General features: G+C 35.5%; 19 protein-coding genes and 2 pseudogenes. 13 read left to right on the top strand and 8 right to left on the bottom strand.

Going from position 1 to position 23,537, the window contains the following annotated elements; all coding sequences use genetic code 11:
- Nucleotides 1–34 precede the first annotated feature (34 nt).
- The 6 genes from HMPREF9144_RS06710 to HMPREF9144_RS06685 all read right to left on the bottom strand — a co-directional run bounded on the left by HMPREF9144_RS06710 (nt 35) and on the right by HMPREF9144_RS06685 (nt 4,986).
- On the bottom strand, nt 35–1,552 hold the full coding sequence (locus tag HMPREF9144_RS06710; protein WP_006045164.1) for a glycoside hydrolase family 10-like protein: 1,518 nt from the start codon (nt 1,550–1,552) through the stop codon (nt 35–37).
- A 70-nt stretch (nt 1,553–1,622) separates the two neighbouring features.
- Entirely contained in the window at nt 1,623–2,039 is a 417-nt protein-coding gene (locus tag HMPREF9144_RS06705; RefSeq protein WP_006045163.1) for a hypothetical protein, read from the bottom strand.
- A 32-nt stretch (nt 2,040–2,071) separates the two neighbouring features.
- Entirely contained in the window at nt 2,072–2,482 is a 411-nt protein-coding gene (locus HMPREF9144_RS06700; RefSeq protein ID WP_006045162.1) for a hypothetical protein, read from the bottom strand.
- A gap of 79 nt (nt 2,483–2,561) precedes the next feature.
- Entirely contained in the window at nt 2,562–3,107 is a 546-nt protein-coding gene (locus HMPREF9144_RS06695) for an RNA polymerase sigma factor (RefSeq protein ID WP_006045161.1), read from the bottom strand.
- A gap of 36 nt (nt 3,108–3,143) precedes the next feature.
- Nucleotides 3,144–3,455, bottom strand: coding sequence for a T9SS type A sorting domain-containing protein (locus tag HMPREF9144_RS06690; RefSeq protein ID WP_040595632.1), 312 nt, complete (start codon nt 3,453–3,455; stop codon nt 3,144–3,146).
- Nucleotides 3,456–4,236: 781 nt separating this feature from the next.
- Nucleotides 4,237–4,986: a nucleoside-specific channel-forming Tsx family protein gene (locus tag HMPREF9144_RS06685; RefSeq protein WP_006045158.1), complete on the bottom strand. Its 750-nt coding sequence runs from the start codon at nt 4,984–4,986 to the stop codon at nt 4,237–4,239.
- A 100-nt stretch (nt 4,987–5,086) separates the two neighbouring features.
- On the opposite strand from HMPREF9144_RS06685, the gene trmD reads away from it, so the two are divergent.
- Nucleotides 5,087–5,761 (top strand): tRNA (guanosine(37)-N1)-methyltransferase TrmD, encoded by a 675-nt coding sequence (gene trmD, locus HMPREF9144_RS06680; RefSeq protein ID WP_006045157.1) that lies wholly within the window; start codon nt 5,087–5,089, stop codon nt 5,759–5,761.
- 5 nt (nt 5,762–5,766) lie between these two features.
- Here trmD and HMPREF9144_RS06675 read toward each other — a convergent pair whose 3' ends face one another.
- Nucleotides 5,767–6,636, bottom strand: coding sequence for a patatin-like phospholipase family protein (locus HMPREF9144_RS06675; protein WP_040595410.1), 870 nt, complete (start codon nt 6,634–6,636; stop codon nt 5,767–5,769).
- An 86-nt stretch (nt 6,637–6,722) separates the two neighbouring features.
- Here HMPREF9144_RS06675 and HMPREF9144_RS06670 point away from each other — a divergent pair, with 86 nt between their 5' ends.
- From HMPREF9144_RS06670 to HMPREF9144_RS06615, 12 genes and pseudogenes are all read left to right on the top strand, one after another.
- On the top strand, nt 6,723–8,120 hold the full coding sequence (locus HMPREF9144_RS06670) for an aminopeptidase P family protein (RefSeq protein ID WP_040595630.1): 1,398 nt from the start codon (nt 6,723–6,725) through the stop codon (nt 8,118–8,120).
- An 86-nt stretch (nt 8,121–8,206) separates the two neighbouring features.
- Nucleotides 8,207–9,412 (top strand): C1 family peptidase, encoded by a 1,206-nt coding sequence (locus tag HMPREF9144_RS06665; protein ID WP_006045154.1) that lies wholly within the window; start codon nt 8,207–8,209, stop codon nt 9,410–9,412.
- 134 nt (nt 9,413–9,546) lie between these two features.
- Nucleotides 9,547–11,271, top strand: coding sequence for a single-stranded-DNA-specific exonuclease RecJ (gene recJ / locus HMPREF9144_RS06660; protein ID WP_174262604.1), 1,725 nt, complete (start codon nt 9,547–9,549; stop codon nt 11,269–11,271).
- 32 nt (nt 11,272–11,303) lie between these two features.
- Entirely contained in the window at nt 11,304–13,217 is a 1,914-nt protein-coding gene (locus HMPREF9144_RS06655; RefSeq protein ID WP_006045152.1) for a RecQ family ATP-dependent DNA helicase, read from the top strand.
- A gap of 456 nt (nt 13,218–13,673) precedes the next feature.
- The gene (locus tag HMPREF9144_RS06650; protein WP_006045151.1) at nt 13,674–13,943 is read left to right on the top strand and encodes a co-chaperone GroES; all 270 of its coding nucleotides are present in this window, start codon (nt 13,674–13,676) and stop codon (nt 13,941–13,943) included.
- Nucleotides 13,944–14,050: 107 nt separating this feature from the next.
- A pseudogene (gene groL, locus HMPREF9144_RS06645) lies at nt 14,051–15,677 on the top strand (chaperonin GroEL).
- A 1,186-nt stretch (nt 15,678–16,863) separates the two neighbouring features.
- The gene (locus tag HMPREF9144_RS06640) at nt 16,864–17,343 is read left to right on the top strand and encodes a hypothetical protein (RefSeq protein ID WP_006045148.1); all 480 of its coding nucleotides are present in this window, start codon (nt 16,864–16,866) and stop codon (nt 17,341–17,343) included.
- The gene (locus HMPREF9144_RS06635; protein ID WP_006045147.1) at nt 17,330–17,728 is read left to right on the top strand and encodes a hypothetical protein; all 399 of its coding nucleotides are present in this window, start codon (nt 17,330–17,332) and stop codon (nt 17,726–17,728) included. Before HMPREF9144_RS06640 ends, HMPREF9144_RS06635 begins: the two co-directional genes overlap by 14 nt.
- Complete coding sequence (locus HMPREF9144_RS06630; protein ID WP_006045146.1) at nt 17,725–19,791, top strand: bifunctional DNA primase/helicase; 2,067 nt, start codon at nt 17,725–17,727, stop codon at nt 19,789–19,791. The genes HMPREF9144_RS06635 and HMPREF9144_RS06630 overlap by 4 nt, the downstream gene beginning before the upstream one ends.
- Nucleotides 19,779–20,087 carry a helix-turn-helix domain-containing protein gene (locus tag HMPREF9144_RS06625; RefSeq protein WP_006045145.1) on the top strand — a complete coding sequence of 103 codons (309 nt, stop codon included), beginning with the start codon at nt 19,779–19,781 and terminating at the stop codon, nt 20,085–20,087. Before HMPREF9144_RS06630 ends, HMPREF9144_RS06625 begins: the two co-directional genes overlap by 13 nt.
- 222 nt (nt 20,088–20,309) lie before the next feature.
- Nucleotides 20,310–21,041, top strand: a complete 732-nt coding sequence (locus tag HMPREF9144_RS06620; protein WP_006045144.1) for a type IV toxin-antitoxin system AbiEi family antitoxin domain-containing protein — start codon at nt 20,310–20,312, stop codon at nt 21,039–21,041.
- Nucleotides 21,034–21,939 (top strand): nucleotidyl transferase AbiEii/AbiGii toxin family protein, encoded by a 906-nt coding sequence (locus HMPREF9144_RS06615; protein WP_006045143.1) that lies wholly within the window; start codon nt 21,034–21,036, stop codon nt 21,937–21,939. Before HMPREF9144_RS06620 ends, HMPREF9144_RS06615 begins: the two co-directional genes overlap by 8 nt.
- 60 nt (nt 21,940–21,999) lie before the next feature.
- On the opposite strand, the pseudogene HMPREF9144_RS06610 reads toward HMPREF9144_RS06615, so the two are convergent.
- Nucleotides 22,000–23,163, bottom strand: a pseudogene (locus HMPREF9144_RS06610) (helicase C-terminal domain-containing protein); the annotation flags it as partial.
- Between the last annotated feature and the right edge of the window lie 374 nt (nt 23,164–23,537).

Genomic DNA, 23,537 nt, shown 5'->3' with positions numbered 1-23,537 from the left:
AAGACTTATTTATATTATAGAGAAATAAAAATGATTATAGTTTTATTTTCTTTTTCTTGCCTACACTTTCGTTACTCATTCTGTCGAGTGCTGTAACTACATAAGTATATTTTGTATCTCCTCCATTATAATTCAACCGAAGTGCAGTTTGATATGTAATAGCTATAATCTTCATTGGATTATCTAAATCTATTTCTTCGTCAGGGCCAAATTTATAAACAACATATTTATAAGCTTCGTTTTCCCAACCTTTTCCTTTTGGAGCTTTCCAATGTAATAAACACCCATCGTCTGACCAACTTACTTTTAATGCTCGTGGTTTTTTTGGAGCTTTATTATCTATAAATGGCATTAAAGGTTGCAAAGCAGGATAACGCCAATAATTGCTTTGTAATAGTTTGGCATAATTACCAGGATTATTTACTACAGCTGCCGCATACCATAAAACTGTTCCTTGAACATTTGAAGATTGTTCGTGTAATTTATGTTTTGCAGGTAATTGATGAGAATTTGGATTCTGTGGATCGGCAGCTTTTACTGTACGTAAAACATCTTCGCCTATATATAAAGGACGATTTGATGCATAACGATTCCACCATGTAATAAGTTCTTTATAATCGGCAGCTTTATTTCCTATTTCCCAATAAATTTGTGGTACACAATAGTCTATCCAGCCATTATTTACCCATTTTAAAACATCAGCATAAAGGTCGTCATAGTTTTGTAGTCCGTTTGTTTTGCTTCCAATATTGGGTGCACTTTTTTCATTTCTATATATTCCAAATGGCGATACTCCAAATTTTACCCATGGTTTAACTTTATGAATAGTTTCTCCAAGTTGTTTTATAAATATATCAACATTGTCGCGACGCCAATCTTGAATACGACCAAATCCTCCTCCATATAAACTAAATTCTTTTAAATCTGGAATGCGTTGTCCTGCTGCTGGATAAGGGTAGAAATAATCGTCAATGTGCAAACCATCTACATCATAACGTTGTAATATGTCTGTTACTATATTGCAGATATAATCTCGATTTTCGGGAATACCTGGATTAAGAATTTTTAGACCATCATAATCGAAAACTCGTTCTGGGTGTTGTATTGCTATATGATTAGAAGCAAGTTGTGTAGTTCCTTTTGTTTTTGCCCGAAAAGGATTTATCCATGCATGAAGTTCCATTCCACGTTTATGGCATTGTTCTATCATCCATTGTAAAGGATCCCAATAAGGAGATGGGGCACTGCCTTGTTTTCCTGTTAAAAATTTACTCCATGGTTCGTATTTGCTGGGATAAAGTGCATCGCATTCGGCACGAATTTGGAAAATGATTGCATTTACTCCCACCTGTTGCAATTTATCGAGTTGGTAAATAAGTGTCCGTTGCATTTGTTCGCTCCCAAGATTTTGGAACTGACCATTAACACATTGAATCCATGCCCCTCTAAATTGACGTTTCTTAGGGAGACTCGCAGAAAAAGAATAACTACTTACAAATAGTAGGAACAGAATTAAAACTGTTTTTGCAAATTGCGAACAACGTAATTTCATTATAAATTTTATAGATTAAATTTAAATGGATTAATAAATTCTTTTTATTATTAATTTGGATAGAGTTTAACTACCTCTTCTGTGCGGCATTACGAAAATATTGTTTATGGAAATATCGTTCAGCTTTTAATACTTCTGCTAATTTTATAGCAGAAATTACACGCAGCATCTTTAAATGATAAGTTTTTTCTATCTGTTTTATTTGTATATGTAAATTGTCTATCTGAAGAATAATATTTTTAGCCTTCGCATTATTTTGTAGATTGCTATCTTGCAATTTGTGCAATTTTTTATGTAGCAAACGTTGTTTATTTATCATTTCATCGTAGATAGGTAGCAATTTTGCTGACTCTTGTTCTGTTAAATTAGCTGAAGTTACAATATATTGATGTATCTCCATTCTAAACTTATTAGGATCGAATTTACGTTGTGCAGACAAATTGATTGCACTAATAAATACTATAATAGCTATTAATATTCTTCTCATTATCAAAATGTTATATGTATTTGTTCTATCAATTAATTGTCTGCTAAATATGAATAAACATCATCTTTATCGAGCATCATATATTCTGTTACATCGTCTAAATATTCATTATTTGCAGATTTTGCTTTTGCAGTTGTGGCTGCAGAAGTAGCTTCTGTGTTATGAGTATTTTCTATATTATTATGTCCCTGAATAAAGAACTGTATAGCTATTCCGCCAATAATTAGTCCGATAAAAGAGGCTGCTATTATTAATGGGCGTAGATATCTGGCAAATGTATGATGTTTCTTTTCACCATTTTCTTTTACCTCGTTGTTATTTGTCTCTTCGGCTTTTATTTGCGACATAACTCGCATTTCTAAATTGTCGAAATAACCTTCAGGCGTCTTAAATGGTCGTCTGTTTCCAAATTTTGTAAGTAATTGTTTTTCTAAGTTTATCACAATTATTATTCCTTGCTTTAGTTTATTACTGATAGTTCGACAAATATAATGCGTTTTGGTTTAATTTGGTTGTTGGAATTTATTCGTTTTCCTTTATATATTGCGATATTTTTTTTACCGCAATATGGTAAGATGCTTTTAAAGCGCCTTCACTTGTTCCAAGTATTTGGTGTATTTCGGGATATTTTAAACCATCGTAATATTTCATTATAAATACAGTACGTTGAACCTCTGGTAAGGTCGCAATTGCTTCTTGTAATATAGCTTGTCCTTTATTTCCATCGAAATAACAATCAGCTAAAAGCGAATTACTAATGCTATTATAATTACTAATATTAATGGTTTCTTTTAGAGAACGTAATAAGTTTAACGATTCATTAATAGCAATACTATATAGCCACGTAGATATTTTTGATTTCCCTTCAAAACGTTCTATGTTTTTCCATGCTTTCAAAAAGGTATTTTGAAGAATATCGTCTGTATCGTCGTGCGACAAAACAAAGCTTCGTATTTTCCAATACAAAGGTTTACTATATTCGTTTACCAATAATGTAAATGCCTTGTAACGTGTTTTAGGATCTGCTAATGCTTTTAGGAGTTTTGATTCTTCTATTTTGTGCACCACAGATAAAAAATGGATTAGTTTCTATATAAGTAAGATTTATCGAATAGAAATCTTACGAACAACTTTACCAACTTTTACAATATAACACCCTTTGGGCAAATTAAGATTGTAGCGTTTATCTTGTCCATCTACTCTAAGACTCATAACACATACACCTGTTACATTATATATTTGTAGCATTTCGTCGTTTGCCCCTTCAATACGAAGAACAGACCCATAAACAGAAATAGAAATATTATGAATGTCCTGTTCTATCATTTCTAACGACGTTTCGGCTTTTATAGTCGTTGGTAATGCAAAACTTAAAAGGGCTATAGCAAATAAAAAAGTATATATTCTTCTTTTCATACGCATTATATGTTTGAATGCAAAGATAATACTTTTATTTTAAAAACTACGCTTTTATTCAGGCTTATTCTTGTTTTAATATTTATTAAGGTACATTCTGTGAAATCCATACAAAGAAGTGGTTGATATAACTATATTTTCTTTTGAATTTGCTTGGTATATTTCGTATTTATTTTCAGTAGCATACCTTGCTTATACCTTAAATATAAGTGGAAAACGATAAATAATTCGTTAAAAGAAGAATTTGTCAAAGGTAACGTGTCTATTATTTTTGGTGAGGATTATTCTTTTTTGTTCAACCATTCAGTAAGCATAACACGAAATAATCTACAGAAGTAGCTACTATAATAAGACGTGTATAGTAATAAAAACAGGAAAAGACAGATTTAGACCTTAACTTAAAATAGCTTTTAAAGTAAGCTATGGATTTTTTAATGATAAAATTAAAATTTTGTAATTATAAATTTTAATTTTCTTATTATAAATCTCTCGAGTTTTTATTATAAATTTTAGAAACATAATTATGGCAGACTTTATGAGAGAAGAATTAAGTTTGAAAACACTCACAGAAATACTAAAATCTGAAAGTTGCCCTAATATTTATATGGTTCTACTTTAGAGCTTTGTGAAGATATTTATAGCTCCAAGGGTATGAAGTGGGGTATATGTTTATAAGAAAATCAGCACGTCAAAGAGATGTTTGACGTGCTGACATTAAAAGATATAGTATTCAACGAATATAAACTATTGTATGGAAAGAGATTTCTAAATGGAGGAATGTTTAGAAAGTCCACTTTGCTGCGATTGTTGGAATGGCATAAAACTTATTGTGTTTGCCCTTATTGTTCCAAACAAAATTGTTGCTAATTTCAACTTCTGAGCCTAAAGAGAGATTTACTCCTTGCATACCTTTTAGTGTGTTTAAATTAAACCAGAATTGAGGCTCAGATATTAAAATAAGTTTTCCACTTACATTTGGGTCGTACCATAAGTCGCAGAAACCATTGAAAGAACATAATCCTTTTGCGAAATTTAATCCCCACACTTCGGTAAGTTGGAAACCATTAAATGGGTGTGCACCTGTAGTTTTATTTTTGAAATAGTATTTATACATAAGTTGCACGCTGAAAGTTTTTGAGAAATCCTTATTAGCCCAATTCCATGCACCACCAAAAAGAGCTGCATGTTGAAAACGATTTCCATAATATCCAGTTGCAAGTTCGCCAGTTGCAGCACCACCATTATATTCAATATGGGCTGCCCAGCGTTTATTTTTAGTAATAGAAAATTCTCTTGAAATTTCCCAGTAAGCACCTACAGCACCATCGTTTTTATAATCAATATCTGTAAATAGGAAAGTAGACCCCCATTTATCGGGTTTAAACATTTCTACAGTAGTGGTAACAGCTGGCCTGTTGCTTAAATCTTTTGAAAGATTATGACCAAGGTCATAGTGGAATTGCACATTTTGTGCTTGAGAGCCACAAAAGAATGCCATACAAGTGATGGCGAGAGTAAAGATTTTTTTCATAAGTATCTTTGTTTCGATTAGAATTTGAGTACAAAGTTACAAAAAAAACTTAAAGGCTATATCTTTTCGTTGAAAATATTGGTAACTTTGTATTTACAATATGAGAATAGATATAATAACAGTATTACCCGAGATGCTTGAAGGCTTTGTGCATGAGAGTATTTTGGCACGAGCAGAAAAGAAAGGTTTAGCAGAAATACATTTGCATAACCTTCGCGATTACAGTAAAGATAAGTGGCGTCGTGTAGATGATTATCCTTTTGGAGGGCAAGCGGGAATGGTGATGCAGATAGAACCAATAGACCGTTGTATAAGTGCATTGAAAGCAGAAAGAGAATATGACGAAGTTATATTTACATCGCCTGATGGAGAACTGTTTAATCAGAAAATGGCAAACGACCTTTCTTTAGGTGGTAATCTTATTATATTGGCTGGTCATTATAAAGGAGTTGATCAGCGAGTAAGAGAACACTTAATAACAAAGGAAATTTCGGTAGGCGATTTTGTTTTAACAGGCGGAGAATTACCAGCAGCCATTATTGCAGATGCTGTAATTCGAATTATTCCAGGTGTAATTGGAGATGAGCAAAGTGCATTGTCTGATTGTTTTCAAGATAATATACTGTCGGCTCCTATTTATACGCGTCCACGAAGTTATAAAGGGTGGGATGTTCCAGAGATATTGTTGAGTGGGCACGAAGCAAAAATAAATCAATGGGAATTTGAACAAGCAATGGAAAGAACAAAACGTTTGCGCCCTGATTTATTAAAGTAGCTTATTTAGTTATTAGCTAGTTTTAGGTTAGCCCTACAGAATTCTTCTCCAATATTAAATCCTTCATTGTAGAGGGATTCTAACTTTTCTATATCTTTTTCCATTCTTCCAACTTCAACAGGTCTTATAGGTCGCAATACTATTATTCTTCCTTCTTTTTCGTATTTGTCTATCATATCTAATTGCTTATTATAAGCATCTATTCTATGACTCAACACAACGCGTAAACGTGGATAATTCCGATAGATAAACTTTGGTATTTTAAAATCTTTGCTAGTTTCGCGCCACCCTTTATTGCGTGTGCAAATAACAACATTTTGGCTGTGTCCTTTCTCTATAGCATGAAGAAGAGGAATTGAGTCGATAATTCCACCATCAAGCATAGGAATACCATCTATCTCTACAATTTTGCTAACGTATGGTAAACTACTCGAAGCACGTGCAATTTCGTTGAGTCTATGTTTATTACCATTACGTTCTTGTAAATATTCGCATCTTCCAGTTTCACAATTGGTTGTTACCATTTCGAAAGAATAACCTAAATTCATCTTTTCAAAAAAAGTATCGTAATCGAAAGGAATTATCTCGTAAGGAAAACGTTCATAAAGAAATTCAGGGTCGAAAATGCAACCTTGTGTAACAAGATGCCGAATTCCAATATAATCATATTTAGCTAATAAATCGATATTTGAAACTCTAGCCCTACGTGGTTGTCTGCTCATATACGAAAGTCCGTTACATGCTCCGGCAGAAACTGCAACTACATATTTAAAATAGATATTAAACTTCATAAAAGCATCAAGAACACCAGAAGTAAACACTCCTCGCATACCTCCTCCCTCTAATACTAATCCTGTATTTATATCGATTTCCATAAAAAATAAATAAAAGCACTGCAAAGTTAGTGTTTTTATGAGAATATTTATTATCTTTGCAGCTAAACTAATATATGAAAGCAGTTATGTTTAATAAAGAGACGTATATACAGCGCCGTGCAGAGCTTAAGAAGCTTGTGAAAGACGGCATTATATTATTGTTTGGAAACAACGAATCGCCAGTAAATTCACCAGCGAATGGGTATTCTCCCTTCCGTCAGGATTCGTCGTTTTTATATTATTTTGGTCAACAACGTGATGGTCTTGTTGGTGTTATTGATGTTAATGACAACAAAGAAATACTGATAGGAAATGATATTGACATTGAAGACATTGTATGGTTTGGTAGTGTTGATGCTGTTAGTGACCTTGCTGCTCAGGTAGGAGTAAGTAATTCTGCTCCAATGAGCGAATTGAAAACTATCTGCGATAAAGCCAAAGCATCAAATAGAAAAATACATTTCTTGCCACCTTATCGTTCTGATATTAAGATTCAAATTTGTGATTTACTTGGTATCCACCCCAATAAACAAAAAGAAGAAGCAAGTTTAGAACTTATTAATGCAGTAGTAAAGATGCGCTCTGTAAAAACTGCAGAAGAAATAGAAGAACTAGAACGTGCAGCTGTTATTGGTTATAAGATGCATACTACTGCAATGCGCATTACAAAGCCAGGACTTACAGAAAAATATGTAGCTGGTCAGGTAGAAGGAATTGCTAATTCTTATGGTTCAATGGTGTCTTTCCCGATTATTTTCTCGCAGCATGGAGAAATAATGCATGGAAATCCATCAATGGCAGAATTAGAAGATGGCAGACTTGTTTTGTGCGATTGTGGTGGAGAAACGATGAGCCACTATTGTTCTGATAATACACGAACATTCCCTGTAAATGGAAAATTTACGCAACGCCAACTCGATATATATAATGTAGTAGTAGAAGCTCATGATGCAGCTTTGAAATTATCGAAACCAGGAGTGAAATATGCTGATGTACACTTTGCAGTTTGTCGTATTATCTTTGAGCGTATGAAAGAATTAGGTTTAGCAAAAGGAGATACTAATGCTGCTGTAGCTGCTGGTGCACATGCAATGTTCTTACCTCATGGATTAGGACACATGATGGGCCTTGATGTTCACGATATGGAAGCTTTAGGACAGATATATGTAGGGTTTGATGAAGAAACTCGTCCTAACCTTGAACAATTTGGAACAAATTGTCTGCGTATGGGACGTCGTTTACAAGAAGGTTTTGTTGTAACAGATGAGCCTGGTATCTATTTCATTCCTGCACTTATTGATGAATGGCGTGCAAAGAAACATTGCGCAGAGTTCCTAAACTTTGATAAGCTTGATACATATAAAGATTTTGGTGGTATTCGTATAGAGGACGATATACTTGTTACAAAAGAAGGTTGTCGTTTCATAGGTAAAGACCGTATACCTTATTATCCAAAAGATATTGAAGATTTTATGAATGCTTAATTTAGATATAAAGAAAAATAATTATTAACAACTTAAATTTTTAAAGAAAACCAGAATGTAAACTTACTGGTAAGCATTTTAGAATTATGAAAAAAACTTTAGTGCTCGCACTTTTCGCAATTTTTGCAGCTAGTGCGAATGCAGCTCCTAAAAAAGTTGCAAAGAAGGTGGACAACAGTCCGGTATTTACAGTGATTAAGGAGAATCCTATCACAAGCATTAAAAATCAAAATCGTTCAGGTACGTGTTGGGATTATTCAACATTGGCCTACTTTGAATCAGAAATCTTAAAAGCAACAGGTAAAACCTATGATCTTTGTGAAAGTTTTGTAGCTAATAAGACTTATATGGATCGCGCTATTCAAGTGGTTCGTATGCACGGCGATGCTCAGTTTGCACAAGGTGGTTCATGCTATGATCCTCTTTTCTGTCTTGAAAATTATGGTATTTGTCCCGAAGGAGCAATGCCATTCCCTGGTTCTTTAACAGGTGATTCTTTATTTAACTTTAATGAATTCTTCTCTGTAATGGAACCGTACGTAAATGCTGTAGCAAAGAATAAGTCAAGTAAAATTTCTAATCAGTGGAAACCAGGTCTTCAAGGGATTATTGATTCTTATTTAGGTAAATGTCCTGAGAAATTCACCTACGAAGGAAAGACATATACTCCGAAGCAATTTGCTGCAAGTTTAGGTTTAGATTGGAATAATTATGTAACTATAACCTCTTATACACATCATCCATTCTATACTTCATTTGCTGTAGAAGTACAAGATAATTGGCGTATGCCACAATCTTATAATGTACCTATGGACGAAATGATGAAGATTATAGATAATGCTGTAATGAATGGTTATTGTATTGCATGGGGAGGTGATGTTAGTGAACCTGGTTTCACACGCGATGGTCTTGCATATATGGTAGATGGAAATAAAGTTCAAAGCCTACAAGGTAGCGATATGGCACGTTGGTTGGGACTTTCTCCTGCAAAACAACGTAGTCTTATTGATGAACTTGGTGCAAAAGTTCCAGAAGTAACTCCTACACAGAAGATGCGTCAAGACCGTTACGATACATGGGAACTTACAGACGACCACGGTATGCTTATCTTTGGTATCGCTAAAGATCAATTTGGTAAGGAATATTATATGGTAAAGAACTCTTGGGGTGAAACTGGTAAATATAAAGGTATCTGGTATATGACTAAGAACTTTATTGCTGCAAACACAATGGACTTTATGGTAAACAAGAATGCTATACCTTCAGACATTCGCAAAAAGTTAGGTTTGTAATTAAATGCTAACTATTGAGCTTTCTTAGAGTTTTACTGAAGCTTTAATGGAGCTATATAGAATTAAAAAGTGTAAGTCTTTTGAGACTTACACTTTTTTTTGTACCTTTACAAGCAGAAATAAAAATAATAAAGATGCAATTAAAATGGAATTATACACCATCTACATCTGAACAGGCTAACGCAGCAATAGAGTTAGGAGAAAAACTTAATATAAGTCCTATTCTTGCTTCGTTACTTATAAGGCGTGGGATAACAACTGAAAGTGCTGCAAAACGATTTTTCCGGCCACAACTTTCAGATCTTATCGACCCTTTCTTAATGCAAGATATGGACGTTGCCGTTGATAGATTAAACGATGCAATGGGGCGTAAAGAGCGTATTATGGTCTACGGAGATTATGATGTAGATGGTTGTACAGCTGTAGCATTGGTATATAAATTTTTACGACAATTTTATTCTAATATAGATTATTATATTCCAGATCGTTACGATGAGGGTTATGGAGTAAGTAAGAAAGGAATAGATTTTGCGAAAGATACAGGAGTAAAACTTATTATTATACTAGACTGTGGTATAAAAGCAGTTGAAGAGATTAGTTATGCAAAAGAACAAGGCATTGATTTTATTATTTGCGATCATCATGTTCCTGATAATAATATGCCACCGGCTGTTGCTATATTAAACCCAAAACGCATTGATGATAGTTTCCCTTTTAAAGATTTATGTGGCTGTGGGGTTGGTTTTAAGTTTATGCAGGCATTTGCAAAGAACAATAATATACCATTCTCGCGCCTTATTCCATTTCTTGATTTCTGCTCTGTAAGCATTGCCGCAGATCTTGTTCCTGTTGTAGGTGAAAATAGGATACTTGCTTTTCATGGTTTAAAACAATTAAATCAAAATCCCAGTGTGGGATTACAAGCTATAATAGATATATGTGGGCTTACGGGAAGAGAAATTTCAATGAGCGATATAATCTTTAAGATAGGTCCACGTATTAATGCAAGTGGACGTATGGAGAGTGGTCGAGAAAGTGTAGACTTACTTGTGGAACGTGATTTAGCTTCTGCACTATTAGAAGCAAAGCATATAGATAAGTATAATGATAAGCGAAAAGATGTTGATAGACAAATGACAGAGGAGGCTAATCAAATTGTAGAACGTTTGGAAAGTCAGAAACATCAAAATAGTATTGTGCTTTACGATGAACATTGGAAAAAAGGTGTTATTGGTATTGTTGCTTCTCGTCTAACAGAAATTTACTATCGTCCAACTATCGTTATTACTCGTGAAGGTGATTTTGCTACGGGTTCTGCACGAACGGCTGCGGGTTTTGATCTTTATTCTGCAATAGAGAGTTGTAGTGATTTGCTTACAAACTTTGGTGGTCATACTTATGCAGCTGGTTTAACGTTAAGATGGGAGAATGTAAAAGAGTTTCGAGATCGATTTCAAAAGTATGTTGATGAGCATATTGAACCTCATCAGACAGAAGCTACATTAGATATTGATGCTGTTATTGATTTTAAAGATATTACGAAAAAATTCCATAATGATTTAAAACGCTTTGCACCATTTGGTCCAGAAAATGTAAAACCATTATTTTGTACAAAAGAAGTATTTGATTTTGGGACCAGTAAAGTTGTAGGTAGAGAACAAGAACATATAAAATTGGAACTTGTGGACTCTAAATCGAATAATGTTATGAATGGTATTGCTTTTGGACAAAGTCGTTCTGCACGCTATATAAAATCAAAACGCTCGTTCGATATAGTTTATACAATAGAGGATAATGTATTTAAACGTGGTGCTGTACAACTTCAGATAGAAGGTATTCGTCCTTCAGAGAATGCATAAGCAAATATTCTTATTTGTGAAATAATTTTACGATGACCTACAAAGAGATACTTCATAAATATTGGAACTATCCTGATTTTCGAGGTATACAGAAAGAAATCATAGAGAGTATAGGGAGTGGGAAAGATACATTAGGTCTTATGCCTACTGGTGGTGGTAAATCTATTACTTTTCAAGTTCCAGCCTTAGCTAAAGAAGGTGTGTGTATTGTTATTACTCCTTTAATTTCACTAATGAAAGATCAGGTAGATAATCTTCGTCGTCGACATATTAAAGCTGCTGCAATTCATTCGGGATTATCACGTGATGAAATAGTATCAATACTCGAGAATTGTATCTTTGGTGGTATAAAATTGCTCTATATATCTCCAGAACGTCTTAGCTCTGAACTCTTTCAAGTAAAATTAAAACACATAAAAGTGTGTTTTATCACTGTAGATGAAGCCCACTGTATTAGTCAATGGGGATATGATTTTCGTCCTTCTTATCTTGAGATCATAAAGATTAGAAGTTTACTTCCTACAGTCCCATTACTTGCGCTTACTGCAACAGCAACACCAGAAGTAGTAAAAGATATTCAGGTGCTATTAGGATTTGCAGCGGAGAATGTCTTTCGAATGAGTTTTGAGCGGAAGAATCTTTCTTATGTTTTACGCACAACACAAGAAAAGTTCAATGAGATGCTCCATATATTACAATCAGTAGAAGGTTCGGCTATAGTATATTGTCAAAGCAGAAGACGTACAAAAGAAGCTGCAGAATTCTTAATCAAAAATGGAGTATCTGCAACGTGGTATCATGCAGGGTTGGAAAATATAGATAAGAATAATCGTCAAAATGAATGGCAGGCTAACGAAAAACGAGTTATTGTTGCTACTAATGCTTTTGGAATGGGTATTGACAAGGCGGATGTTCGTTTAGTTATACATCTAGATCCACCAAGTTCTATCGAAGCCTATTTTCAAGAAGCAGGTCGCGCAGGTAGAGATGGTAAAAAATCGTATGCTATTTTGCTTTACAATTCAGGTAATGACGAGCGTAATTTAAAGAAACGGATTAAGGAGAACTTTCCTGAAAAAGACGAAATACGTACTATCTACGAACATTTAGCATACTTCTATCAAATAGGTGTAGATAGTGGAAGAGATGCTACCTTTGAATTTCCCATAGATAAATTTTGTATTTATTTCCATCACTTTCCTATACAAGTAGATGCTGCTCTACATATTTTGACTCGTGCTGGATATATTCATTATAATTCTGAACCAGATACTAAGGCACGTATTCATTTTATTCTATCCCGTGATGAATTATATAGATTAGGAGAACAAACAGGCGAAGAAGAAATGGTAATTTCTGCTTTGTTAAGAAGCTATCCTGGTCTGTTTACAGATTATCGTTATGTTGATGAAAGCTATATTGCCGATTTAGTAGGTTTGGATAGAAATCAGACTTATCATATATTGCAAAATCTCAGCCGAAAACGGATTATAAATTTTATACCACGTAAGAATATTCCTATAATAAAATATCTTCGAGAACGTGTTGATAGTGAGGAAATAAAAATACCGAAGACTATTTACGAAGATCGAAAAGAAAAATTTGAAGAGCGTATCGCTGCGATGATAAACTATATGAAGAATAGTTATATATGTCGTAGCAGACAACTTTTACGCTATTTTGGTGAAAAATGCAGCACTGACTGTGGTTGTTGCGATGTTTGTCTTGCTTATAAAGACGAAGATAAGGAATTGAAAAAGGTATTACAAGAGACTATATGTTCTTTGTTATCAGATGGAAAGAAACACCATATTACCGAATTAAAGAATATAGATAAAAATGCTTCTTTAACTAATCAAGACTCTTTGCAAACTGTATTAAAAGAACTTATTGCAGAAGAATATATATATATGGAAGGTAGTTTCCTTTATTGGAATTTTGAATGAGCAATCTTTTTTAATTAAACTATTTATGCCAAATATGGCATATTGCTACTGACAATCTTGGCAGTTTTACAATGTAATTCTATCTTATGGCTTAATATCACTTTTTCTTTCCTTTTTCATTCGAGAATCTAATTACATAAAGAATCTTTTAAAGAATATATATGAGCCTATAGAGATACTTTTGAATTCCTTTTAAATATAATCATATAATTACCAGGCTTTCATATATTTACAATATATATGAAAATCTATTTTTTGAAAAAGATAGTTTTATCTGAGAAAAATTACTTTTTAGGTATGATAGTGTTTATATTGGTCTACCTAAATATTTATTTAACATTCTTGTTATATTATCTCTATAATGATTTTTGGCATAGTTTTCGTATATGAACTGTCGAACATTCAATAGAGATGTTTTTATTATACGAACATTCAAAACTTAAAAAATAAATAATTATGAAAATTAAACCATTAGCAGATCGAGTTCTGATTCTTCCTGTTGAGGTAGAACAAAAAGTAGGCGGAATAATTATTCCAGACACAGCAAAAGAGAAGCCACAGCGTGGTAAAGTTGTTGCTGTTGGTAACGGTACGAAGGACGAAGATATGATTTTGAAAGTCGGAGATGAAGTTTTCTATGGTAAGTATGCTGGTACAGAAATAGAAAACGATGGTGAGAAGTATCTTATGATGCGTCAAAGCGATATTCTAGCTATTGTAGAATAAAAAAGATATATTCTTGATGTTTCTATTATAATATTATTATTAGATGTAGAACATAACAAATATCAATGAAATTTAAATAAATAGACATATAAATAAGATAAATACAGATGGCTAAAGATATAAAATTTAATAAAGATGCACGTGAATTGCTAAAGAGTGGTGTAGACCAATTAGCAGATGCTGTAAAAGTAACCTTAGGTCCTAAGGGACGTAATGTAGTTATTGGGAAGAAATTTGGTGCTCCACAGATTACAAAAGATGGTGTTACAGTAGCAAAAGAAATAGAACTTGAAGATAGTTTTGAAAATGCAGGAGCACAACTTGTGAAAAGTGTAGCAAGTAAAACAGGAGACGATGCTGGAGATGGTACGACAACTGCAACCATTCTGACACAAGCAATTGTAACTGAAGGCTTAAAAAAATGTGGCTGCTGGTGCAAATCCAATGGATTTGAAGCGCGGTATTGATAAAGCTGTAAACAAAGTTGTAGATTTTATTAAGGAAAATGCAGAAATTGTTGGTAATAATTATGACAAGATCGAACAAGTTGCCACAGTAAGTGCAAATAATGATCCTGAAATAGGTAAGTTGCTAGCCGATGCAATGCGTAAAGTATCAAAAGATGGTGTTATTACTATTGAAGAAAGTAAAACACGCGATACAAATATTGATGTTGTAGAAGGTATGCAGTTCGATCGTGGCTATCTCTCAAGCTATTTCGTAACAGATACAGATAAGATGGAAGTTCTTATGGAAAATCCATATATTCTTATCTATGATAAAAAAATATCTAATGTAAAAGATTTCTTACCAATCTTACAACCTGCAGCTGAAAGTGGTCGTCCATTGTTAGTTATAGCAGAAGATGTTGATTCAGAAGCATTGACCACATTGGTTGTTAATCGTTTGCGTGGCGGATTAAAGATTTGTGCAGTAAAAGCTCCAGGTTTTGGTGATCGTCGTAAAGCAATGTTGGAAGATATAGCAGTGTTGACAGGTGGTGTTGTTATTAGCGAAGATAAAGGATTAACTCTCGATAAGGCAACACTTGAGATGTTAGGCTCTGCTAAGAAAGTTACAGTTTCAAAGGATTTCACGACAATTGTAGATGGTGCAGCTTCCAAAGAAGCTATTGCTGATCGTGTAAATATAATCAAAAGCGAAATTGCAAATACAAAGAGCCAATACGATAAAGAGAAACTTCAAGAACGCTTAGCAAAACTTGCTGGTGGAGTAGCTGTTCTCTATGTAGGAGCTAACTCTGAAGTTGAAATGAAAGAGAAGAAAGATCGTGTGGACGATGCACTTTGTGCTACTCGTGCAGCAACTGAAGAAGGTGTTGTTATTGGTGGTGGTACAACCTATATTCGTGCTCAAGAGGTATTAAAGAATCTTAAGGGCGACAACTCTGACGAACAAACAGGTATTAATATCGTTTGTCGCGCTATAGAGGAACCTCTTCGTCAGATAGTTTCTAATGCTGGAGGCGAAGGAGCTGTAGTTGTTAATAAGGTTCGTGAAAGCAAAGGCGATTTTGGTTATAATGCTCGTCGCGACCAATATGAAGATTTACGTGTAGCTGGTGTTATCGATCCAGCAAAAGTAGCTCGTGTTGCATTGGAGAACGCTGCATCTATTGCTGGAATGTTCCTTACAACAGAATGTATTGTTGTGGATAAACCAGAGGAAACCCCTGCTGCTCCTATGAATCCAGGTATGGGTGGTATGATGTAAGCTAATTGATAAAAAGATAAGGAGAGAAAATATAGTTTATAGATTTATTTTTCTCTTGATCAATATAAATAAGACCCTGTTAGAATTTTCTATAATTCTGGCAGGGTCTTTTAATTAAAAGAGCCAAATAATATATAATGACAATAAATTAAGCTTATATGACAAAAATGTGCTTAAAATCCTTGTAATTCACTAATAATCATTCTCTTTGTTCTATTTATATTTTTATGGCAAAGAAATAGTCAAATATTACTTTTGTTTTAGACATCTGTCAGTTGCATTTCAGATATCTATTATTTATAAGTTAGACATCATAGCGTAAACTACAATCTTTCTTGTCTTTATTTTATAATATCGAAATACCTTTATTGAGATGAATATTATAGATTTCTTCTATGATGTCTAATATTTCTATTTAGGTATTATTATACAAACAAAGCGAAATATGTTGTTCTAATATTTCTTCTATTGAAGTAGAAATTGTTATAATCGCTATCTTTTAAAAATATATATTTACTTCTTTCATACTAACCTATAGGAATTTTGTTTCCATAATACAGAGGAAGGAAAAATATAGATATTAAGAATTTTTCCCCACCTTTTTCCTACTGAGCCTTAAAAACCTATATGCATAATCCCCACCTTTTTCCTACTGACCTATTGTATCTTCATATTCTGAAAAGAAAAGTGATAAAAAAATATCATAACCTTAGAAGATTATGATATAGTAACTTTATTTGAAAATCCTAATTTTCTTTCAAAGTATTTAAAGCGGTGCGTACGAAACTCGAACTTGTTTCTGTAACACTCTGTATCACAACTATTTTTATCACTCTCTTTCTTCTATGTAGCCAATTTGTAGCCTCAATAGAGTATTTTGAGAGTACTTAAATAATTTGCTCTCCTGACATCAGCTATGTCATTTCGGGTACAAAGGTACATAAAAAATGAACTACTGCCAAATATTTGAGTGAAAATCTTTTAGAAAAATTCTGGCTACAATTTCAGTGCACGGTGCAAGTCCTTATATATAAAAGGGACTTGCACCGTGCACTGATGGTCTATGCCGTAGAAAAGCAATTAAAATTGCAAATGGTATCATATTACCAACATTGGCAATCTAATATTCTAAAAAAAGGTTTATTTCTTTAGAACTTTGCACTTGGAAATCAATTTAATACACAAAATGGATAAGAAGATGATACCTCAAAAGGGAGAGGGACGCTTGTTTATCGTGCTTCCCACTCTTGAAACCATGCTGTCTTCTTGCGATAACAGCAAGATGCGAGCCCAAGGTGCCGGCATGGAGTATTCCAATTTTAGGAAACATTGTAAGATGCAGACGGATTTGAGAATTGAGACCTATACCAAATGTGCCTCCGCATTCGATATGGATGTGCTTCTTTTGCATCTTCCCAAAGGAATGATAGAATCTTTGGTGCATACCACTGAAGATAAAGACCATAGTTTCTTTACAATTGAAAAAGAAGATCTCATCTTTTTATTGAACAAGCTCTGTCATGTAGATCACAAAAGAATGATTCAGCATATCATATTTCTAGCCAACCGTATAGTAAAAAAACAAAATAATATGTCTGAATTTCGAGATATGATGGAAGCTATTGAGAAACTTATTAAAAAACTGATGCATAATGACAGAGAATAACATGCTTTCTGCCACTCTTTTGGAAGAGATACATTCCTTGAAAGAAAGTATAGATCGAATTGCAGGCTTCATTCTTGAACTGAAACAGAATTATGTTGTTTTGGAAGAAAAGATTGAACTGAACTCTTCTGATGTATTGCGCCTTCTCGGTATATCCAGAGCTTCACTGGCACGATGGAGAGACAGTCAGGTAATCCCTTATCGTTATGTTTCCTGCAATCATGTGGTCTATCCTTTCAAAGGATTATATATTGCAATCAAGACGGGACGTGCTTCCTTCAAAGGTTTTCGTAGAGTGGAAGCTCTTCAAAGGCTCAATGCTTACAAGGACGGTATCCTAAAAGGATATATGGGAGACTCACAAATTTCGTTTGAGGAGCTATGAACATTAAGGAAGAGATATTGGAACACACAAACAGGGGACTGGAAATTTTTTGTTTCTATATGCCGATTGATTTCGTTCCCAAACGGAATTTCCGGAATCCACTTTATAAGGACAAACGGGCATCCTGCAACATCTACCTTGATACAAAATCGCAATGCTACCGCATGAAGGATTTTGGGAACGAGGCATATTCGGGTGATTGCTTTTGGTTTGCAGCAACGATGCTTGGTCTCGATGTTCGAGCGGATTTCAAGAAAGTCTTATTGACTATCATACAGGATTTAAATCTCAATATCACCATGGATTTTAAGACTGAAGAGAATAGAAAAACAAAATCTTTCAAGGACATTCGTCTTGTTTCTTCAACATCAACCAATGTAAAAGAAGAACTTTCCGAAAAGAAAAAGATATTTAAGCTATACGAACAACCTTTCAGGGCAGACGAAATCGCCTATTGGCAACGTTATGGAATAACTGACAAGGTTTTACAAAAATATCATGTGAAGTCACTGTTCCGTTATGAGACAATTTCCAATCAAGGGAATCCTTTTAGTCTAACCTCTACTAAGAATGAACCTATCTTTTGTTATGTAATGGGCGATTTTGTCAAGATATACCGCCCAAACAGCAAGTTACGGTTCCTTTATGGAGGGAATAAATCGAAGGATTATATCTTTGGTTTTGAACAGTTACCAAGTAAAGGGGATATTTTATTTATCACTGGCGGAGAGAAAGATGTATTGTCATTATCTTCGCACCATTTTAATGCAATCTGTTTCAATAGCGAAACAGCCTCCATCCCTGAGCCTATTATCGAAAGCCTGCAACTAAGATTTCGACACATCATTCTGCTTTATGATACGGATGAAACCGGATTAAGAGAAGCAGAGAGGCAGGCCAAGCAGTTGGAACCATACCATGTATTTTGTCTGAGTCTTTCTTTGCAAGGAACAAAAACCGAAAAGGACATTTCTGATTTTTTTGCTTTGGGAAAGACGGCAAAGGATTTAACTTCTTTGTTAACAGACAAGCTGTCAAGTATATATACCCATACAATTATGATGCTACAATCATGTGAAATAGACTATGAGAATCCTCCTGATGCTTCAAAGTCCATCGTAGCAGTAAATGGTGTGCCGCTGGGTACGCAGGATAATCTGCTTTGTATTACAGGGGGCGAAGGAACTGGCAAAAGTAATTATGTGGCTGCCATTCTTACTGGGACATTAGGAACAGAACGGTTACCTGCCGAGAGGACATTGGGATTGGAAATTACGCCCAACCCTAACGGCTTGGCGGTATTACACTACGACACGGAACAGTCCGAGGCACAACTGCATAAAAACTTGGGTAAAACCTTACAACGCGCTTCACTGAAAAATGTGCCGAAGTTTTACCATTCCCTATATCTAGCCTCGCTCTCACGCAAGGACCGCTTGAAACTTATCCGTGAGAGTATGGATTTGTTTTACCACAAACATGGAGGTATTCATCTTGTGGTAATAGATGGTATAGCCGACTTAATACGTTCCGCCAACGATGAAACGGAAAGTATTGCCATTGTGGATGAGCTTTATCGCTTGGCGGGGATTTATAATACCTGTATTATCTGCGTGCTACACTTCGTACCGAATGGTATTAAACTCCGTGGGCATATCGGCTCGGAACTTCAACGCAAGGCAGCAGGTATCCTCTCTATAGAGAAAGATGATAATCCAGAATACTCGGTCGTAAAGGCATTGAAAGTTCGTGACGGAAGCCCGTTGGACGTACCGATGATGCTTTTCGGCTGGGATAAGGCTGAGGACATGCACGTCTATCGTGGCGAGAAGTCTAAAGAGGACAAGGAAAAGCGCAAGACTGATGAACTCATTGCCGTTGTCAAAGAAGCCTTCCAAAATTCTTTCAAGCTCACTTACCAAGAACTTTGTGAGGTTCTGATGCGCGAAATGGAAATCAAGGACAGAACTGCAAAGAAATACATCGCCTATATGAAAGAACAACGTATCTTGGCACAAGATACCAATGGTAACTATCAAAAAGGAGAACTATGCCGTACATAGATTATGAAACCGAAGACACTTGGCAAAAACGCCTGTTTGACAAGCTGATAAGCGTCGAGGACAAACTCGACCGCCTGCTGATTCTGCAAGAGCAATCTGTTGATACAACTGTCCATCCACCCCTGAAACCGGAATATCTGGATATCATAGATGTATCCAAGATGCTCAAAGTAGAACAAAAGACCATCTATAATTGGGTGTGGGCAGGAAAAATTCCCTATCTCAAAGCCAATGGCAGGTTACTTTTCCTTCGGGAAGAGATAGATGAAATGGTACGGAAGCGAGAAGGTTGGTAGAAGTTAGTTCTATACAAGTATGTTGGAAATGTTCATGTTTTATTTCATACTCTTTTTCCTCACTATGGTTGAAATATTATCCTGCAAGTCAACTATTAGTTTACTTTCGGGAAAATAATTCAACCAATTGACTGTAATTAGTAAAGTCTTTTGTACCTTTGCGGTTGGTTTTAATTACAGCAAGTAAACTATGAGTATACTAAAAGGAAAAAAATAAACCAAATGCTTCAATCCGGGCAAAAGAACGGATTGTTGTTTGCGACATGGCTCGTAGAGCATGGCTATTCCAGGCAGTTGTTGAGCAGATATCGTTCTTCCGGTTGGTTATCTTCTCTATGTAAGGGAGTTATGTACCGCACAGGCGACACGCTGTCCGCTTTTGGTGCTTTGCAGTCCTTCAACGAACAGGTAGGAAAGAGTTTTCGTGTTGCAGCGCATTCTGCTTTGGAGCTTTGGGGCTTCAACCATTATGTTCCTATGGGCAAACCCCTGTTAATGGTATCAACGGCAAGTGATAAAATGCCACAATGGATGAAGCATGACATTTTCGACCGTGAATTTAAGTTTTTCAAGACAGAGGTGTTTATCAGTGCACAGATAACAACTTTAACATACTTGGACTGGAGGCTGCTTATATCCTCCCCAGAGCAGGCTTTTATGGAATGTCTGCTGCTAACACCACGCCAATATAACTATATGGATCTATTTTATATAATGGAACAGTTGACCACTCTGCGTCCGAATGTCATCCAATCGTTATTGGAAACCACAAAACATTACAAAATGAAGAGGCTGTTTCTATATATGGCTGAGAAAGCGGGGCATTATTGGTATGAAGACTTAGACCTTACAAAAATAGATTTGGGGACACATAAACTCCAACTCGTCAAATCCGGTATATATATCAGCAAGTATAAGATGATTATCCCAAAAGAATTAAACGACTATGAATGATCAACAATATAAAAAGCAGGTGGCATTGTTACTACGCATTATGCCTTTGGTTTACAAGATAACGGACTTTGCAGTTCATGGAGGTACGGCCATTAACCTGTTCCACCAGAATATGCCGCGTTATTCGGTTGATATTGACCTTACCTATATTCCGATAGAGCCACGCACAGCAAGTTTGGAAAAGATAAATCAACATCTTGGAGAACTGAAAACAAGTATAGAACGTGCCATTCCCGGAATACATGTGGCACATAAATCCGAAGTATGGAAATTGCAGTGCACGCATGATGGTGCTACGGTGAAAATAGAGGTAAATGGTACAAAGCGGGGCATACTTGGAGAGGTTGAAATTATGGAACTCTGTCCGAAAGCGAAGGAAGAGTTCCAAGTCAGCTGTAAGGCACGTATAGTTCCTTATGCTCAACTTTATGGGGGAAAGATTGCAGCCGCCCTCAGCCGGCAGCACCCACGTGACATGTTTGACTGCAAATACATGAAAGACCAAACACTTGAAGATGTAAAAGACGGGCTTATCTTATGCTTATTGGGAAGCGACAAGCCTATCGTAGAATCTCTGTCTCCTAATAGCATAAACCGAGAGGAGGCACTTGAAAACCAATTCAAGGGAATGTCAGATATTCCATTTACCTATACAGACTATGAGCAGGCTCGTGAATCCATTATTAAAAAGGTAAATGACTGCCTTACAAATACAGACAAGGATTTCCTCGTTTCCTTTGAGGAGGGAACACCACAGTGGGAGAAATGTTGCGCAGGTGATTTAAGCCAATATCCATCTGTACAATGGAAATTACTGAATATAGGTAAACTTAAGAAACAGACTCCCGATAAGCACAAAGAAGGAATAGATAAGCTAAAAGGTTATTTGCAGGTATAATGATAAAAGTCAGACATTCAATACGGATGTCTGACTTTTATTTAGCCCCTCGGCATGTGTTTAGTGCCTCCATTTGGGTCTGAAACTTTGCAAACGGCTATTCTCTTCTTTATCTTGGACAGGATTATTCTCATTTTTCATCTCGACAGAATAATTATTGTTGGGTAAATTCTCTTCTTGCTCCTTTTCTTCCGTTTCATCTTTTTCCTCATCAGGTGGAGCAAGTGTAAGTGCAATCTTTCTGTCCAGCTCCGCAGCTTCACTTTTAAGTGAGCGAAGCTCGTCCTCTTTCTTCCAAGAACTGTTAGCAATATTAGTATAAACTTCTTTATTGGGCACAACCTTTGCCATTTCCTTCTCGTGCGATTCTATCACCTTTGGAATACGCTCCAAGGCATTAATGAAGTTCTGGCAAGCAAGTTTCGGGTCTGTTGCCAACTTATCGTTATTATAGGTATAGTAAATACTCTCCTGTCCTTTCACAAAGAAGCGATTCACTGAACAGTCGAATAAGTCCTTGGAAATGCTCTCCGTCTTGACCATAATGGAAAAGCCGTATATCTCACCGATTTTGTTGTACTCTCCTTTGGTTCGTGCCTTCTCGTCTATTTCTTGTAAACGTGCAGCAATAGCCTTGATATCGGTGCTGTCTTCAACACCTTTGATTGTCAGTTTATTTATAGATGTACCTTCATCATCACGCTCCACACGCTTCTCAAAGAGAGCTAAATCAGACTGTGCCTCCTTGATTTTGTCCGTATGGAAGGATACGGAACTGTCAATCTCAGCCAACTTACCCGTTGCTGCATCACGCTCATGGAGAAAGTTCTTACGTTCTGATTCCAAGGTGGTAATCTTCTTGTCAAGTCTTGCTTTTTCCAAAAGGTCGGTATTACCTGAAAGCACTGCTACATACTCGGAGAAGTTCATGCTGCTGTCCTCATCCATTGAACCCTCGTCAATGGTACGGCTACCAAGCGTGTTTGTTTTTAGCTGATTAATGAAGAGCTGCTTGTTATGCAGCAGGTTAAACTTGTAGCTATTCAAGGAACGTTCCACGGCATAGATAATCACATCGACCTTGTTGTCCGCAAATTCCTTGGCGATAAGGTTTCCCTTGCGCACCGCTCGTCCGTTACGCTGCTCTAAGTCCGAAGGTCGCCAAGGCATGTCCAAATGATGGACCGCAACGGCACGTTGTTGAGCATTCACACCAGTACCCATCTTAGTTAAAATATCTTCAAAGCCCTTTTTCGATGAGATATTAATATCGATAAGGTGTTGATAATCAGAATATTTTTTTAATAAGTCAGTTCTAATTGAGTGTCGTAATTGTGAAAACGAAGCCTTCTCAAATAGCCATGAAATGCAATATAGTGCAATAAAACTAAAAAATCTCAAAAATAATTCCCGATTTCTTTGGATTTCTCAAGAATGTTATATACTTTTGCCAACAAGGATATAACTAACAACAGGCTTATGGTCGTAACTCATTCTTTGAATGGATATCACTCTCCGTCTACGAAATATATCCTTCTTATTCGTGGCGTTTGAGTGTTGGCTGAAATTAGGGCAAGATAATTTCAGCCATATAGGTT

The organism is Prevotella pallens ATCC 700821 (genome assembly GCF_000220255.1).
In the GTDB taxonomy this organism is placed as follows: domain Bacteria; phylum Bacteroidota; class Bacteroidia; order Bacteroidales; family Bacteroidaceae; genus Prevotella; species Prevotella pallens.
This window is presented reverse-complemented; position numbering and strand designations above follow the sequence as displayed.